The sequence below is a fragment of the Actinomadura terrae genome (assembly GCF_022751215.1).
Lineage (GTDB): Bacteria > Actinomycetota > Actinomycetes > Streptosporangiales > Streptosporangiaceae > Spirillospora > Spirillospora terrae.
The window spans coordinates 657,234-673,767 of sequence record NZ_JAICDG010000003.1; the positions used below are offsets into that span (position 1 = coordinate 657,234).

The window sequence follows — 16,534 nt, forward strand, 5'->3', positions numbered from 1 at the left end:
CCATGCCCGGTTGGCCCTGCTCAGCAGCGGAGCAGGGCCGACAGGAACTTCTGTGTCTCCTCGTCCACGGAGTAGATGAGCGTCCCGACCATGCCCCGGGTCAGCAGCACCTTGTAGGTGTTGCGGATCAGCTCGGCGAGTGCCCTTTCCTCGTCCGGTGCTTCGGTGTCGAGCTGCGCGGGCAAACGGTCCCAGTCCGGGCCGACCTTGTCGGCGACCGCGGCGATGGACTTACGCAGGGTGTTCAGCCTCGTGATGAATTCGGTGGTCATCGTGCGGACCACCGGCAGCCCGGGGGCGGTGAGCCATGCCTCCGGTACGTCGGGACGGTCTCCGGTGGAGTCGAGCAGGGCGAGCAGCCGCTCCAAGGAGCCTGGTCCCGTCAGTCCCAGCGGCTCGGTGATATCGGAGTGCGCCGCCATCCGGCGCAGGAGCGTATCGGCCCGTTCACGCAGCAGCCCGAGTCGTGCCCGTGGGGTCCCGCGTCCCGTAAGGCCAAGCCAGACGAAGTCGGGACCTTCGACCACCGGCCGCCAGGAGTCGTTCACCGTCGTCGCGGCGGCGAGCACGTCCTGGAGTCCGTCAGCGGTCAGGCCGTCGGGAAACGCGGTTCTGAGCAGCGGGACGTGCGCCAGCGCGCACAGCCGTCCAATCGCGTCGTGCAGTGTGAGGCCGAGCGGCGGACGGGGCTCGTTCATCGCCGCCGCGTAGGCTGACAGACCCTCGCGGGTGATGCGGAGTCTCCGCCGATCCTCCTCGGAGTCGGCGCGGAGGGCCTTGGGGCGCCGAGGCCGACCGAGTCCAGACGGTTGCGAACGACGTCCAGGGCCGCCGCCTTCTCACTGACGAAGAGGACGCTCCGCCCCTCGTGCATCAGTGTCGCGATCATGTTCGCGATCGTCTGGCTCTTCCCCGTGCCCGGTGGCCCGTCCATGATGAAGGACCGGCCGTCCAGCGCCGCCGCGACGCATTGACGCTGCGACGAGTCGGCGTCCAGAACGAGGGGGACCCGCTCGGGCGGCTGGAGGACGTCGATCCTGTGCGGGTCGATGGGATCGAAATCGAGCGCGTCGTCGGGGAGTCCCGACGCCGCACCCAGGCCGATGGCCTGCACGAGGGGGTGGGCGAGGATCTGATCCTCGTGGTCGAGCAGATCCCGGTACATCGCCTCCTTGTGGGAGCGGAAGGTGGCGAGCACGACCTCCTCGGTCACCTCCCACCCCGGGCGCTCCGCGACGATCTCCCGCACCGCGGTGAGCGTACTGAACAGGTCCTTCATGTCGTCCGGTGCGGGCCAGGCGAGCCCGAGCCGGCTCATCTTGACGGCGAGCGCCGGGTTGGGGACGGGGTCCTCGCTCTGCTCCGCGACCAGGCGGAACAGGCCGGGGCCCACCCTGTCGAGGCGGACCGGGACGAGCAGGAGCGGAGCCGAACTGAAGTCCTCCGCCCCGGGCTCGCGCCATTTGAGGAACGACACCCCGAGCTGAAGGGTCCACAGGCCGGTGTCGTTGAAGATCTGGTTGGAGTCGCGGTACAACTTGCGCAGCGACGCGTCGAGGGCGGAGCGCGTGGTCTTCTGGGTAAGGATCCGGCCGTCGATCTCGATCTCGGACGGTTCGTCCGTGGTCTCGTCCTCCGGCAACTCGGCGAAGCGCAGCCCCGTATCGAGTTCGACGAGGAGGGGGCCCGCTTCCGGAGATCGGATCTTCAGCGTGGCGATGCGGGTGTGCCGGAAGTTCAGCAGGCGGTTTCGTCCACTGAGATCGATCAGGCTGGCTCGCCATTTCCCCAGAACGTTCTGCAACTGCACACGCGCCCGTTCATCCATGTACCACTCCCGTAGAACAGTCCCCGGAATCACAATGCTCCGCCGAGGTCACGGATGGATAGCTCCCGCGCCGCATCAAGGCATAGATTGGCTGTGAACGCGATCGACCAGCGTCTCATTGGTCGAAAGCGGGTAGGTGTAGCGTGGCGTTCAGCACCGTCACGAGCGTGCACCGCAGGTAGGAGGGGTGGGGGCCGTGCCACAGGACGCGACCGTGACCGCGGCGGACATCGCTCGGCTGGCCGGTGTCGGACGGGCGGCGGTCAGTAACTGGCGCAAGCGGTACGACGACTTTCCCCGACCTGTCGGCGGAACGGCCACCAGCCCGTCGTTCTCTCTCATCGAAGTACGCCGCTGGCTGCGCGATCAGGGCAGGCTCGACGAGCCAGCCGTCGACGAGGACCTCTGGCACGAACTCCGGCGGACCACCGACGACGCCGCCCTGCCCGAAGTCCTCGGATATGCGGGCGCGTTTCTGCTCCGCCTCGCCCGAGACCCCGCGTACGGGGAATCGCTCGCGGGGGCGTCGGACGCAGACATTCTGCGGAACCTGCCGGGCGCGGTCGACGACGCCGTCGCGATCTTCCCGGGCGGGCGGCCGCTTCCGGCCGTGCTGCGGCGGCGGTTCCCCCCGTTGTTTCGGGGACTGGCATCGCTGGCGGCGGAGCGAGGAGCGACCGCGACCTTCGAGTTCCTGCGCGAGCGCTACCTCGATCTCCACCGGCGGCGCACCTACGTCACACCGCCCGAGGTCGTCCGCCTCGTCCTGGACCTCGCCGGGCCGGATCTCACGACGGTCCTTGATCCGGCCTGCGGTACCGGCGCCTATCTCCTGGGCGCTCTCGAACGTGGTGCCTCGGGGCCCGTCTTCGGTCAGGACATCGACGAGACGGTCGCACGACTCACCGCCGTACGCCTCGCCCTCCGAGCGTCGGGCACGGTCGTCCGGGCCGGTGACTCGCTGCGCCACGACGCGTTCTCGGGCGTCCTGGCCGATCTCGTCGTGACCACTCCGCCGTTCAACGACCGCAATTGGGGTTACGAAGAGCTCACAGCCGATGCCCGGTGGGAATACGGTCTGCCGCCGCGCACCGAGTCGGAGCTCGCGTGGGTGCAGCACGCCCTGGCGCACTGCCTACCGGGCGCCCAGGCGATCCTGCTGATGCCGCCCGCGGCCGCGAACCGCCGTGCCGGGCGGCGGATCCGCGCCCAGCTGCTTCGCCGCGGCGCCCTCCGCGCGGTGTTCACCCTGCCGCTCGGTGCGGTCCCGAACACGGCGGTGCCGTTGAACCTGTGGGTGCTGCGGCGCCCCGACGCCGGCGACCGGCAACCGAGCCGGGTCCTCATGGTGGAGACGTCGGACGACTACGTGGCGCAGGCCGTCACCGTCTGGCGCCGTTTCGAGGCGGAGCCCGAGGAGGAGCTCGACGAACCGGGACGCGCCCACGCCGTCCGCATCATCGACCTGCTGGATGAGGAGGTGGACCTCACCCCGTCGCGTCACATCGGCCGCCCCGCGGCGGCTCCCGCGATCGAGCGGGTCACCGATGAGCGCGTGGGCGTCCTCGGCCTGCTGGACGCCCTGCCGGGGCTGCTCCCGGAAGTGGAGGGCGGCGAGGAAGCGGTTGACGCGCCCCTCGTGCCTGTGGCGGAACTCGTCCGCATGGGCCTGGTCACCGTCCACCACGCGACCGGCGCCCCGCCCGGGGACGAGGAGGGCGCGGCGGCGGGAGCCCCTCCGTTCCTCACCGCCGACGACGTCGTCCAGGGGCGCTGGCCATCCCTGCCATCCGTTTCGGAAACCGTGCCGGACGAGGATGTCATCCCGGTCCTCGCGGGCGACGTCGTGGTGCCCACGATCGTGCGGAGACCCGAGGCCCGCGTCGTTCCGGAGGCGGGGGCGGTGTTGGGTCGGCACCTGTTCCTCCTGCGCCCCGATCCCGAACGGCTCGACGCCCACTTCCTGGCGGGCGTGCTGCGCGGTTCGCTCAACCTTCGCCACTACTCGATGATGTCGTCGAGCTACCGGGTGGACATCCGGCGTGCGGAAGTGCCGCTTCCCCCTATCGGCGAGCAACGTCGCTACGGTAGTGCTTTCCGCGGGCTTGAGGAGTTCGAGACGAAACTGCGCCTGGCCGCCACGCTCGGCGGGGATCTGGCCCGCCTGCTCGGCGACGGCCTGGCCGACGGGAGCCTGCGCCCGGTCGGGCCCGCCCGCACCAAGGCCTCGGGGAAGGGTCGCGGCGCCTGAGCGGAGGAGGCGAACGTGCGGCGGGGTGATCTTCTTGGAGAACGCGGTCGCTACGAACTCGACCAGGCCATCGGGCGTGGGGGGATGGGGGAGGTGTGGCGCGCCTACGACCGGTTCCTGGACCGCCGCCTGGCCGTCAAGTTCACCTTCGTGCGGGGGGCGCCGGACGAGGCGCTGGTGAGCCGCTTCGAGCAGGAGGCGCGCGGCACCGCCTGGCTCGAGCACCCTGGAGTCCCGACCGTGTACGACTTCGGCGAGCACCGAGACGAGGTGGGCGGCCCCTGCTTCTACCTGGTCATGCAGTACGTCGAGGGGATGACGGTCGGCGATCTCGTCGACGCGCACGAGCGGCTGCCCGTCTCCTGGGCCGCCCTGATCGCGGCGCAGGTGGCGGCGGTGTTGAGCGTCGCGCACCGGAGGCCGCTCGTGCACCGTGACCTCAAGCCCCGCAACCTCATGCTCTGCGGAGACGGTTCGGTAAAGGTGCTCGATTTCGGCGCGTCCGTCAGCCTCGGTCCGCAGGACTCCCGCGCAACCACCACCGGCTTCGGTGGTCCCTACACGCCGGGCTATGCCGCGCTGGAGCAGGTGTACGGCAGTCCTGAGCCGCGGAGCGATCTGTACTCGCTCGGCTGTGTGCTCTACGAGATGCTCACAGGACGTCAGGTCTTCCCAGGGGTGACGCCCTACGAGGTGATACGCCGTCACGAGGACGAGACGCCGGTCCCGCCGCGCTTCCATCGCCAGGATGTCCCGCCCGGGCTCGACGCCCTCGTCCTGCGACTGCTCGCGAAGCGGCCGGACGATCGTCCGGCGGATGCGGAGGAGGTCTACCACCGCCTCCGAGAGTTCATCGGGCCTCTCGAACCCCTGCCGGGCGCGGTCGACGCCACCACGAGCGTTCGCCTCTACGGCGACATCGTGAGCAGGATCGAGATAGCCGAGACCGCGCCCGCCGTCGCACCCGTGGTGAAGCCCACGGTGCTTCCCGATGTGGACGACGTCGTCGAAGCACGGGCGGAGTCCGCGGTCCTCTCCGAGGGCGGCCGGTACACCCAGGCCGCCGGGATCCTCTCGGACATGATCGAACCCGCGCGTCTCGCGCTGGGCGACGATGATCCCGAATACATGGGGTTGCGGCTGGACCTCGCCGACGTGCTCTTCCGGGGCGGCGACCACCGTCGCGCCGTCGTCGCCTACGGCAAGCTCGCCGTGGAATTGGCCGAGTGGTACGGGCCGGACGACGCGGAGGTACTGCGCTGCCGCGAGCAGGAGGCGCTGTGCCATACGCGGCTGGGTGCCACCGCCGCCGCCATCCGAAGCCTGGAGGAGCTGCTCGACGACGTCACTTATGAGGGGCCCTACAACGAGACCGCATTCCGCCTGCGGGAGCAGATGGCCCGGCTGTGGCTGGCGGCGGGCCGGACGGGCGAGGCGCGCAGGGAGATCACGGCGCTCGCGGACGACCTGCGCGGGCTCCACGGCGATGACCACCCGCGGGTCGGTGACCTGGAGGCCCTGCTCAACGAACTCGGTTAGGGAAGGAACGGGCTGGCCGACGCCGTGTACGAGACGGCCAGCCGGTCGCGAGCGCGTGTGCACGCGACGAACAGCAGGCAGCGTTCCTTCTGCACGTCCTGGGCGTGCGCCTTCGGGTCCTCGCCTTCCGGCGTGACGGCGCGGGACGACGGCAGTGAATGATCGTCGGCCCCGATGACCGCGATGCAGCGAAACTCCAGGCCCTTCATCCGGTGCATCGTTCCCACCTGTACGCCCGCCGACTTGCTGGGGACCTGGAAGGCTTTGACGCCGTCGGCCTTCAGCCGGTCGATGGCCTTCCGCACCATGTACTTGTACCGCGCGGCGACCCCGATCGTGGCCGGTTCGACCCCCTCGTCGAGCCACGACCGCACCTGCCGGACGAGCCCGTCCAGCTCCGCCTCCTGGTCGTCGTAGGCCGTGACCGTCGGGCGTCGGCCGTGCATGGGGGACCGGTAGCCGTCCAGGGTGTCGGCGGAGTCGTCGAGGCCCTGCGCGGGGGAGAGCCCCAGCAGCGAGACCGACCAGGTGAGGATCTCCTGCGTCGTCCGGTAGTTCAGCTTCAGCTTCGAGCTGCGCCCCCGGACGTTGATGCCGAGGCTCGCCAGCGACACGTGGCTGTCGTAGATCCGCTGGTGCGGGTCGCCCACGATGAAGAGGTCGTCGGGGCCCTCGGCCACCAGCCGGCGCAGGAGCCGCCACTGTGTGGGGTGGATGTCCTGTGCCTCGTCGATGATCACATGGTCGTACTCGGGCCCGTCCACAAGTTCCGCCGCCTCGTTGGCGAGCTGCGGGAAGGTCGACTTCTCCGCCGTCCTCAGCTGCTCCACCACCTGCTGGACGGCCTTCCACACCGTCGACCGCTTTCCCTGGCTGAGCGGGACGCCGCGGCCGGTCCGCGTGCATGCGAGGTAGTCGGCCTCGCTCTCCAGCCCCTGCGCGAGGATGACCTGTTCCCATTCCCGGCTCAGGAAGGTGGGCGAGTACGGCGTCTGCTCGGCGGCCTCGGCCCAGAGCGGTTCCAGGACCTCGGCGCCGGCGATGTTCGGCCGCCGGTGCCGGCCGACGATGCCGTAGGCGATGGCGTCCACGTTCCGGACGTGGATGCGCCCTCGCACCCGCTCGTCCTCGACGAGCAGCGCCAGCTGCCCCTCCAGCGCCTGCGCGAGATTGGTCGTGTAGGTCGTGAGCAGGACGCGGGTCGATTCCCCCTTCGAGGCCAGAAGGCGGGCGCGGTGGAGGGCCGTGACGGTCTTCCCCGTCCCGGCCCCGCCCGTCACCTGCGCGGGGCCGCTGTAGGAGGGGCGCAACGCGATCTGCCGCTGCACCGGGTGCAGGAAGATCCGCCAGGTGTCGAACGGGTGCGCGAGGATGTCGCTCAGCTCTTCGGGCCTGTTCACGAAGGCGACCTGCCCGGGCGTCCGCCGCATGGCCGCGACCAGGTCGTCCGGATCGACCGACGCCGGTCCCTCCTCGCACGCCAGGCTCTGGGCGACCTCCTCCCACGCCTGCTGGACGTTCATGCCCTGCGCGAGTGCCAGCAGCGCGATGTACTGGGGTTCGGGCAGCCGCTTCTCCAGGGCCTGGAGATGCGCCTCGGTCGTCAGCAACCGGACGAGCGGGATGAGGTCCTCGTCGATGCCGAGCTTGATCAGGTCCTTGTCGAAGACATGCCCGAACAGCCGGAAGTCGGTGCCTTCGGCGGCCTTGGTCAGCGCCGGCGACATCTGGTCCAGCGCGGCCTGGTCGCGCACCTCCAGCACACCGAGCCGCTGGTTGACGGTGAACTTCCTGCTCCTGGCCCAGGCGATCGCCTCGTCGTGGGGAAGAACGGCGAGCAGGCAGTGCACGTCCCCCTGGTCCGGCGCGAGTACCACGCCACGCCAGAACTGGTCGATCCGAATGGTCCTGATACGAGGGTCCCTGGAGTTGTGAATCTTCTCCAGGTGCAACCCGGCGTAGGTGTGCTCGGCGAACTTCGCGAAGGTCGCCTCGACGCCTTTCCGTACCTTCGGCTCCAGCCTGGCGTACTGCGGCATGAACGAGTTCGCAATCGCCAGCTGAGCCAATTCCGTGCCCTTCATCACTTTTGACGACTGGTCGAGGCGCCATTCTAGGTGTCCGATACTCGCCGGACGGGCCGCCAGAACGATTCAGATCAGCCATCGCCGTCCGGATCCGGACAACGACAGTTGGTGAGCTCGATGGCGGAGGTTCAGGACATCACCCGGGGGCGACGTCGGGCTCTTCGTCGACGCGGTAGTGCGGGTGGTCCATGTCGGCGACCCGGGCCAGATGGAGGGGGACCGGCCAGCGCGTACGGCCCCGCCAGGAGACCGGCTGTGCGCAGAGCCGCGCCGCGATCACCGCCGCTGTCTCCTCGGAGAACCGTCCGGACCGGACGACGACGAACTCGGTGCCCGTGAACGAATGCCAGGGCTTGCCCTGGAGGGACTTCTTCTCGGGAGGAAGCGTGAACCGCGTGTACAGGGCTCCGGCGCGGCCGACGATACCGGACTCGTAGGTCGTGGACGTCCTGCCCAGCATCCAACTCCGCCTGCCGTCGTCTCCCTCGTGGACGTAGAGCCGGCCGTCCGGTTTGGCCGGCTGGCCCGGGTCCGCGGACCGCTTCCCGCCGGCCGCCTTGTGGACGGGCCGGGGGATCTCGGTGTCGTCCGAGCAGATGCGCACCACCGCGATGTCCCGAGCCTCCGGGAGGCCGTCCCCGGGCAGCGCCCCCGCCGCGAGGCGCGCGTCGGAGAGCCCGGACCACACGCGGCGGCTCGCGTCCGCGTCGATCATCACCAGTACCGGGTCCTCGTCGCGATCCGGGAGGGCGCCGAGGGCCTGGTCGACGAGATCGCGCGCGTTCGCGAAGGCGTCCCGGCCCGCCTCGGCTCCGATCGCGGAAGCGTGGAAGGCGGCGAGACCCTGGGCATGGGGACGCCATCCGGCGCCCGGGACGTACATGTGCATGGTCCAGGGACGGGAGGGGTCCGGGTCGGCGTGCACGGCCACGAGCACGGTGACGAGGAGGGGACGTGCCCTGGCCGCAGTCGGGTTCTGCCGCCTGATGTGCACGCCGACGAGCCAGGCCGGCCGGTCCAGCGCGTAGGACCGCATCGTGACGGCGTCCCGGAGCCGGTCGTCGCTGAGCCGCCGAGCCGCATCAGGTCCTTGAGGGCCGCTTCGACGGGGTAGTCCGGTGCTTCAGGGTCCTCGGGGGCAGGGCGGGTCGCGAGGAACTGCGAGGCGACTCCGAGTTCGGCCAGTGCCCGCCGCAGCGAACGCTTGGTGTCGGGCCTGTCGTCGTCCTCCCCGTCATGGGTCGTCTCGACCAGCGCCAGCGTGAGGGTCCCAGGCTCGGCCTTCAGCATGGGCGCCTCCGACGCCAGCGCCGCGGCGTCGACTTGGACGTCGTCGAGGAGTGCCGCGATGTCGTAGCCCACCACTTCGGTCTGCCGGGTGAGCGGCTGCACGACGCCGAGCGCGGGCGTCGGCTCGGGCGACTCCGGGTGCCGGTACTCTTCCAGCCCCTCCCGGATGCGCTTGCGGGTGGCGGACGACGAGGTCAGGTGGACGACGCGGAGACGGCCATGCCCGGTCGCGCCGATCGCGGCGTCCAGCGCCTCCGGCCGGATGGAGTCGCCCTTGGCCGTGGCGGGCACCCGGACGCTCACGCGACCGGACCCCTTGCCCGGGGCGGTGAAGGGCTGGTACGTGATCGGTTCCGCGTCCAGCGCCTTCGCGGCGTGCTCGGCCAGCCGCAGGTACGTGCGCGGGCCGACCCCGGTGCCGATCGGGTGTTCGGCGTTGGTCGCCCGCCAGGCGCGGACGTGGTCCGGATGCTCGCGCAGCACGTCCGGGCCCCACGGCAGCGGGTCGAGCCCGCAGGCGGTGACGATGTCGGCGCTGAAGTCACCGAGGACGCGTCCCACGCCGTCCTGGTCCTTGCGGTACCCCACCGGAAGCCGCAGCAGCGCGCTTCCGCCGTGCCTCCGGCCGTGATCGATCCAGACGTTGCGGACGTCGTAGAGGCCGTCGCGAAGGCGCGTGAGACTCGCGTCGACGACGCAGATCAGGTCGTCGACGCCCGGCATCGTCTTGATGTGCACGGTGATCTGCATGACGGCCCGCGCGTCGGTTCCGTTCCGCCGCGGCTTGGTGATCGGGTCGTCCCAGGCGACGAGGGCGCCGGAGCTGTCGAGGCGGAAGGCCACCTCGTGCCCGTCGAACAGCACCGGCGAGGCCGCGAGCCGCGCCGCGACCACCCACCGCAGGACCCCGTAGATCCAGGGCTCGGCGGCCACCCGCCCGGGCGCGGGCCGCCGCACCGCGTCGGCGAGCGCCGTGCTGACGGGAGCGACCTCGCCGAGCAGGGGAGCCAGCACGTTCGTGTCCGATCCGCGGCACAGACGCTCCCACCTGCGGACGGCGATGGCGAGGACCGTGGGGGCGATGGGCTCGGTGGTGACGAGGAGGACGTCGCCCTCGCCCATGCGCGTCCGGGGCAGCACACGCACGGGACGGCCGGTCACGGCGGCCAACGCGTTGGCCAGGGACGCGTGCGGAGCCCGCGCACGATCGCTCTTGCCGCGCCACCGCCGCCCGAGCTCCCAGAGGGCGTCGACGAAGACCGCCGGCAGCGGATAGACGTACAGTCTGCCGAGCTGTTCGGATGCGAGGGGGAAAGCCGAGGTCTGCAACATCGTTCACTCCTCAGGGGACGATCGCCGGTCGGCGAACTCGAAGAAGGCCCGCAGGGTCGGGCCGTAGAGGCGGAGGAGAGGGTCGAGCTCGCCGGAGGCGGCCCACTCGTCCCGCAGCGCGCGGATGAGACGCGGCAGGTCCGACCCACCGCGCGTGTCGAAGAAGGCGTGGTCGACCAGGTGCACCCGACCGGGGGTGCCGCCGCGGCGGGCCCGGCCGACGAGCTGGACGAGGCCGATGACGATCTCGGCGACGACGCCGCGCTGGACCCAGTCGGGCTGGGAGCGGAAGAACTGCGCGGAGCGGACCACCTCGGCGAAATGCCGGCCGGCCCTGCTGATCCGGAGCCGGAGCGCGGCCTGGGGGTCCTCCTCGCGCTCCCGGTCCGTGGCCCAGAGCCGGTGGTTGATGTGGGCGAGCAGCTCGGCGGGCTCGTCGATGATCGGGATGGGACGGACGACGAGGTAGATCGAGCCGAGCGCCGAGACCGTCCCGTCGAGGATGTTGACACCGCGTTCCACGGTGGCCAGCGGCGCGATCAGAATGCGGGCCCCCGTGGCCGGGAAGCGCTCGACCCGGTCGGCGGTGAGGGTATGCCAGCGCGAGTCGGTCATCATGAGTTCGTCGTCCCGCCTGGCGACGACGCAGAGCGATCCCGGCGCGGCTCCCGCACGCGCCATGCCCTCGGCCAGGTCGAGGCAGCTCGCGTACGAGGTAGTGGCGACGAGGATCAGGTCTCGTCCCGGTGTTCCCGACCGTAGGCGCCGAACGGCCAGCCGATCGAGTTCCGGGTGGAGCGTGGCGCGGTACAGGGACTCGCCGAGATCTCGCACGTTGAGGTCCCGTCGCGGCCCCTGGACGCCGGACACCCTGATCGGCGACCGGTCGGCCGAGAACGCCTGGGACGCGAGGACCGTCACCCCCGTGGGGTCGGTGTCGGGGACGCTCCAGGTCGGTGGCGTGTGGACGTGATGGTGCGGCGAGCCGGGGAAGTACGAGGTCGCCGACAGCCCGAGAACGGCCCTCGGCACGCCGGCGTGGGCGCGGGCGCGGGCGGTCAGTTCGCCCAGGTACAGCACGTACCCGTGCGGGTCGCCGCCGAAGGCGGCCATCGAGAGCTTGGCCTGCCGGGGCGTCTCCGGGGCATGGCGTTCCTTGAAGGCCAGGAACAGCCGGCCGAGCGGGCTCCCGGGCATGGCCGTCCACGCAGTCAGCCCGCCGAGCGCGTCCGCGACCTGTTCGGCGGACTCCGCGCCGACCGCCCGCAGGTGCGAGGTGTGCACGAACAGTTCCTGGAGCCGCCGCCGCAGCGGCTCCAGGTAGGCGCGGCGGATCATGCGTTCGGCGAGCAGGCCGCGCTGTGCCTCGTCCGCCACCACCGGTTGGAGCAGGCTCACGAGCCGCGTCAGATGGACGGGGAGGATCGCGTCCCGGCAGCCGTCCGACACCGCGCGCAACACCGTCGAGACCTCGGCCAGCAGTTCCCGTTGTTCGCGTTCGCCGAGGCCGCCGCCGAGCCGGAGTATGCCGGCCGCCTCGGCGACCGAGCCGGTGTAGAGAAGGTGGAGCGCGCGTGTCTCCTCCTCGGCGATGTCCCGGCCGTCAGGGGGCAGGCCGAGGAGCCGCCCCGTGATCCAGGCGTCATGGCCGCGCGGGACGATCCAGTGGTCGGTGCGCCAGCCGGGGCGGTGCGCGCGCACCGGGCGGAGCCAGCCGTGCGCGAGCCCCGCGACGTACCCGCCCGCCAGCAGTTGCAGATCGGAGAGGATCGGGCGGACCTCCCCGTCGATCTCGGCGGGGATCTGCCCGAAGGCGGTGCGGAACTCCTCCTCCAGCGTGTGGAGCGGGGTCTTCCACGGTCCGTCGGCGAGCACGAGATGGCGGGCGCTCCTGCCGATCACCGCGGCCTGGAACTGGTCCAGCTCGTCGACCGCCACGAGCTGGCACCGCCGGAGCAGGAACTCCTCGACGCTGAGCCGGTCCGAGCGTCCCGGCGCCGTCGCGCCGGAGGTTTCGAGGGGGATGTGCATCCGCCCGGTGAAGAACGTCTGGTGCGCGGTGACGATGACGTCGGCGTCCACGGCCTCCCGCATCAGCCTGAACTTGCCGCAGCCGGCCCGCCATGGGCAGGCGCGTGGAGCGCCGTCGGTCTCGGTCCTGCCGGGGCGCGAAGGGCGCAACTCCCGGCACGGCTCCTCTCCCGGCCGCCAGGCGTCCACCTCGGACTCGGTCTCGGCCGCCGCGGCGAGCGCGCAACCGTACGCCAGCCGCTCGTACGCCCAGGCGCCGAAGCCGTCCGGATCGTCGGTCGCGGCCTTCACCGCGTCGTCCATCAGCTTGGCCGGGGACAGCAACGGCGTGCAGGACGCGTCGATCCCCAGCAGCGACAGGTTGCTCTCGATGCGGTGCGCGAGCCGGAGCGCGGCGGCCCTGGTCGGGACGACGAGCGCGGTGGTCAGATGCCGTTCGGCCGCGTGCGTTCCGATGACCTCCAGCAGCACGGACTTTCCGAAACCGGTCGGTGCCTGAAGGACCTTCGTGAGCCCGCCCGCGCCGATGCGCAGCCTTTTGGTGACGGTGTCGCCGTTACGGCCGACGAGCCCCGCGAACAGGGCGTCGACCCGCTCCAGGCGGTGTCGCTCGCCTCGGGCGAAGTCGATGCGCTCGGCCGTCTTGCGCAGGTCGTCGGCTTCGAGGACGACCTCGTCCTCACGGGGGGCGTCGGTCACCAACGGGAGCTCGTCGGTTCCGGCGCGCAGGTCGGTGAGGTTGTAGACCGCGCGGGTCGTGGTCGTCGCCGCGCCCTGGCGCAGGACGCGGAGCGTCGTCCGGTACCGGCCTGGGGTGGCCGCCTTCGTCAGCCGGGCGCCGTTCCTCTGCCGTCGCGAGAGTTCCGCGAGCAGACGGTCGGCGTGTTCGAGCGGAGGCAGGCCGTGGTCGGACGTGACCGTCCCGTCCGGTTCGCGGTGGTAGCCGGGCAGCCGCCCGGTCTCGGCGGCCGTGCGCAGCGCGGCGGCGAAGAACTCGCCGCTCGCCAGTTCGTCAGGGCGGTGCCGCAGCAGCGCGCAGACCCGTCGCTTGTCGTCCTCCGCGAGATGCCAGTAGCCCGGCCAAGCGTCGATTCGTCCCGTGAGCAGCAATTGGGCGTGCTCCTCATGGGCTTTGCCGCCCATGCCGGGGAGATAGACCTCGGCGAGCGCCAGGGCACAGGAGATCGATGTCTGCTCGCGGACACGCCGTCCGTCGTTCGCCTGTGTCATCGGGCTCCTCCCTGCCGAGCCGCTCGCCGGCGGATCCGGTCGTGGATCTGGTCCTCGGTGGCGATCCGCGTCTCAGGCAGGAGCCGCCGCAGCTCTCCGACCTGGTCGCGCCGGTAACGGGGCAGGACGAGATGGCCCGAGGCGATCGGCCGTTCCTCCAGCCTGCGGGCCAGCGCGGAGGCGGAAGCGTAGTCCTTGACGTCCAGGGTGAACTCCCAGCCGTCGCCTTCCCCCGTGCCCACGACCTGGATGTCGTGGAGGTCCTTTCGCGGGTAGAGGGTGGTCTCGACGCCGGGGAGTGCGGCGAGCCGGTCGTGCAGTCGTACCTCGACGACACCCGGCACCACGATGTAGCGCCAGACCGACTCGTCCACGCAGACGGCGCCGTCCGCGGGCCGGGACCTGGGGGCGCGCCGCGCCGCGCCGACCGGACTCAGCCGCGGAGCGGTGCCGCCGTCCGGTGCCCCATAGACCGCCTCGTGGCGGGGGAAGTCGCAGCGCACCAGCGGGCCCCGCACCCGCATGGGCCAGCGGCAGACCGGACAGGGCCACCACAGACCGCGCCATTGCCGCTCCTCGGGAATCTCCGAGTACGAGACGAGTGCGGGGAGGTCGAGGGCGTCGCGCGCGAGCATCAGCTCGGTCAGGGCGCCCGCGGGGTGCTCGGTGATGAACCTCCGTCCCCGGGTGTACTCCTCGTCGGTTCCGACAAGGAGCGTGCGGAAGGCGGCCTTCTCGATCTGCTCACCCCGGTGCACGCGCCAGTCCGGAAGCCACCTGGCGCCGGGATCGTCCTGACCGCTCAGGACCTCGGCGGTGTAGTCGCAACCGATCTCGAAGGTCGCGTCGGTGAGCTCGTCGTCGGCGTCGAGCACCACGAGACCGCGCACATCGTCTCCGCATCCCGGCAGCCATGTGCCGAGGGGACGTCTCAGCGCCGCGACCAGCTCGACGGGGGTGGCGGGTCCCCGTCCGGGCCCGCACGTCCGCATGATCACGCCGGTCATCCTGGCGATCTCCGCCCAGGACTCCGGCCGCTCCCGCCTGACGGTCCAGGCGAAGCCGGCCCGGATCGCCGCCGTGACCGCCCGCTCGAGCGTCGTCGTACTCGTCATGTCGGCTTCCTCAGAACGGGGGCTCATCATCGGCGCCGGGCTCGGCGATGCCCTGGGCCACGGCGGCGGCGCGACCGCTGACCGATCGCGGAACGTCCAGCACCTCGCCCGTACGGGGGTCGATGCGGACGCCGTCCACCACGATCGGCGCCGCCGGGTCGGTCGGGGCGCGGTCCGGACACCACTGGGCGACCGGGCATCCCGCGCACCAGTGACCGGGGTTCGGACGGAAGGCGGTGTCCACGTGCCACTCGCCGGTCATCCGGACACGCGGGAAGACCTCCTCGGGCGCTTCACCGGGCGTCGCCGCCAGCGTGGTCTTCTGTTCCCGGTAGACGGTCCGGCCGCCCACCTCGCGGATCAGGTCGGGGTAGGCGACGACCACCACGTCGGCCGCGGGGTCGTACACCGCCAGGGCCGGTTCCGGGACGACGTTCTCCACCGTGCCGTCCAAGGGGCAGACGGCCAGATGCGCGAGCAGGAACGGTCGGGCGTCCAGGTACTCCTCATGGGTCATGACCTCCGCGGCCAGGCCGAGGTCCGCCGCGTCCACTTCCGGAAGGTCCTCCGGACGGCAGGCTCGGGCGGGCGAACGGCCGTGCGCGGCCTCCAACCACCGGTGGACGGCCCGGCCGCGCCGCACCGCCGAGCCGTCCGCCCACGGGGCCGCGGGAATGTGCAGCTCCCGGAGGTGCGCCTGCGCCGGGCAGACGAGGTACTGCCGTCCGGTCGTGACCGACCACGTCCGGCGATGCGTTCCGGTTCCCCCCAGGCCCAGCAGGCCGGGAACACGCGGCAGCGCCTCGCAGGACGCCCGCGCTTTGCAGTCGACGCAGTCGGAGCCCGGCCGCCTACCTCCGCCGAAAACGACAAGGGTCACGAGATGCCGCGTATTCTGCTGGTAGGTCCGGCGGATCTCGTCCGGAGCGGAGTCCACGAGAACCCTCGGGGCGACGCCGGCCGCCAGAACCACCTCCACCACCCGTACCCGCGTGGGCATGCTCTCGTCCGCGTCGACGTCGACCGGCAGATCCCGGTACACGTCGCCCTGCGCGCGCTGCCCCGCCGCCGCCACGAAGGCCATGGCGTCGTTGGACGGGGCGTCCGGTTCGCCGGCCCGGCTCATCCGCAGCCGCCGGAACTCCCGGACCCGGCCGCCCGCGGAGGCGTACCAGCGTCCCCAGGCGGTGAGCATCCGCAACTCGGCCGCCGACTCGTGCTGGACGACCCGGGGGAGCCGCTGCGGCACGAGCACGACACCCTCGGGTTCGAGTTCGTCCGCCACCCACTCGGCGGCCTGAAGGTAGGCGTCGCAGGCGTGCCGCACCCACACCGCCACCCCGGGGTGGACGGTGGAACGGTTGCGCGTGACGGCCTCGTCCGCCGCGTCCGCGATGTCCGCGCCATGGAACTCGACCGAGTCGAGCGCCCTCATGACGAGCCCCAGCGGGAACGTCTCCCAGGGCGCGTAGCGGCGCCGCTCGTACGCGCGCGGCCAGACCCGAGGGCGGGCCTTGAGGGCCGTGAAGTCGCGGCAGTGCCGGTCGTCGCGGTCGAGGGCGCTGGCCGAGAGCCTGATGATGTGCGCCTCACCGCGCAGCCCATCGGGAGTTCCCCACTCATGAACGGTCATGTCGTCCATTAGAGCAGCTGTGAACTCGATCAACACATGATTCGGTTGATGGTAGGGTAATTCTTACCTTGAGGACAGTTCCACGGTTTCCCGACGCGATGTCATCCGTCGGCTTGCGGGAGGCGTCCACCCAGGGTGAGCATGTGCCACGTGCGGTACCGGTGGCCGCTCGCGACGGGGAGAGGCAACGGGAGGGGA

Annotated in this window: 9 protein-coding genes and 1 pseudogene; 2 read left to right on the forward strand and 8 right to left on the reverse strand. The window is 71.3% G+C overall.

Annotated features, from left to right (window positions below):
* Window positions 1-20: 20 nt before the first annotated feature.
* Window positions 21-698, reverse strand: coding sequence for a DNA/RNA helicase domain-containing protein (locus K2F47_RS22810; protein ID WP_242906927.1), 678 nt, complete (start codon window positions 696-698; stop codon window positions 21-23).
* Window positions 695-1,828: a DUF4011 domain-containing protein gene (locus K2F47_RS22815; RefSeq protein WP_242906929.1), complete on the reverse strand. Its 1,134-nt coding sequence runs from the start codon at window positions 1,826-1,828 to the stop codon at window positions 695-697. The genes K2F47_RS22810 and K2F47_RS22815 overlap by 4 nt, the downstream gene beginning before the upstream one ends.
* Window positions 1,829-2,024: 196 nt before the next feature.
* On the opposite strand from K2F47_RS22815, the gene K2F47_RS22820 reads away from it, so the two are divergent.
* Window positions 2,025-4,079, forward strand: a complete 2,055-nt coding sequence (locus K2F47_RS22820) for an N-6 DNA methylase (protein WP_242906931.1) — start codon at window positions 2,025-2,027, stop codon at window positions 4,077-4,079.
* A gap of 15 nt (window positions 4,080-4,094) precedes the next feature.
* Window positions 4,095-5,618, forward strand: a complete 1,524-nt coding sequence (locus tag K2F47_RS22825) for a serine/threonine-protein kinase (protein WP_242906933.1) — start codon at window positions 4,095-4,097, stop codon at window positions 5,616-5,618.
* On the opposite strand, the gene K2F47_RS22830 is transcribed toward K2F47_RS22825, so the two are convergent.
* The 6 genes and pseudogenes from K2F47_RS22830 to K2F47_RS22855 all read right to left on the reverse strand — a co-directional run bounded on the left by K2F47_RS22830 (window position 5,615) and on the right by K2F47_RS22855 (window position 16,336).
* A complete protein-coding gene (locus tag K2F47_RS22830; protein ID WP_242906935.1) occupies window positions 5,615-7,657 on the reverse strand; it encodes a UvrD-helicase domain-containing protein in 2,043 nt (680 codons plus the stop codon). The genes K2F47_RS22825 and K2F47_RS22830 overlap by 4 nt on opposite strands.
* A 184-nt stretch (window positions 7,658-7,841) precedes the next feature.
* Window positions 7,842-8,741 (reverse strand): RNAseH domain-containing protein, encoded by a 900-nt coding sequence (locus K2F47_RS22835; RefSeq protein WP_242906937.1) that lies wholly within the window; start codon window positions 8,739-8,741, stop codon window positions 7,842-7,844.
* Window positions 8,742-8,794: 53 nt separating this feature from the next.
* Window positions 8,795-10,327: pseudogene (locus K2F47_RS22840) on the reverse strand (pPIWI_RE module domain-containing protein); the annotation flags it as partial.
* A gap of 3 nt (window positions 10,328-10,330) precedes the next feature.
* Entirely contained in the window at window positions 10,331-13,588 is a 3,258-nt protein-coding gene (locus K2F47_RS22845; RefSeq protein WP_242906938.1) for a hypothetical protein, read from the reverse strand.
* Window positions 13,585-14,703 (reverse strand): restriction endonuclease-related protein, encoded by a 1,119-nt coding sequence (locus K2F47_RS22850; RefSeq protein WP_242906939.1) that lies wholly within the window; start codon window positions 14,701-14,703, stop codon window positions 13,585-13,587. Before K2F47_RS22850 ends, K2F47_RS22845 begins: the two co-directional genes overlap by 4 nt.
* A gap of 10 nt (window positions 14,704-14,713) precedes the next feature.
* Window positions 14,714-16,336, reverse strand: a complete 1,623-nt coding sequence (locus K2F47_RS22855; RefSeq protein WP_242906940.1) for a PD-(D/E)XK nuclease family protein — start codon at window positions 16,334-16,336, stop codon at window positions 14,714-14,716.
* Between the last annotated feature and the right edge of the window lie 198 nt (window positions 16,337-16,534).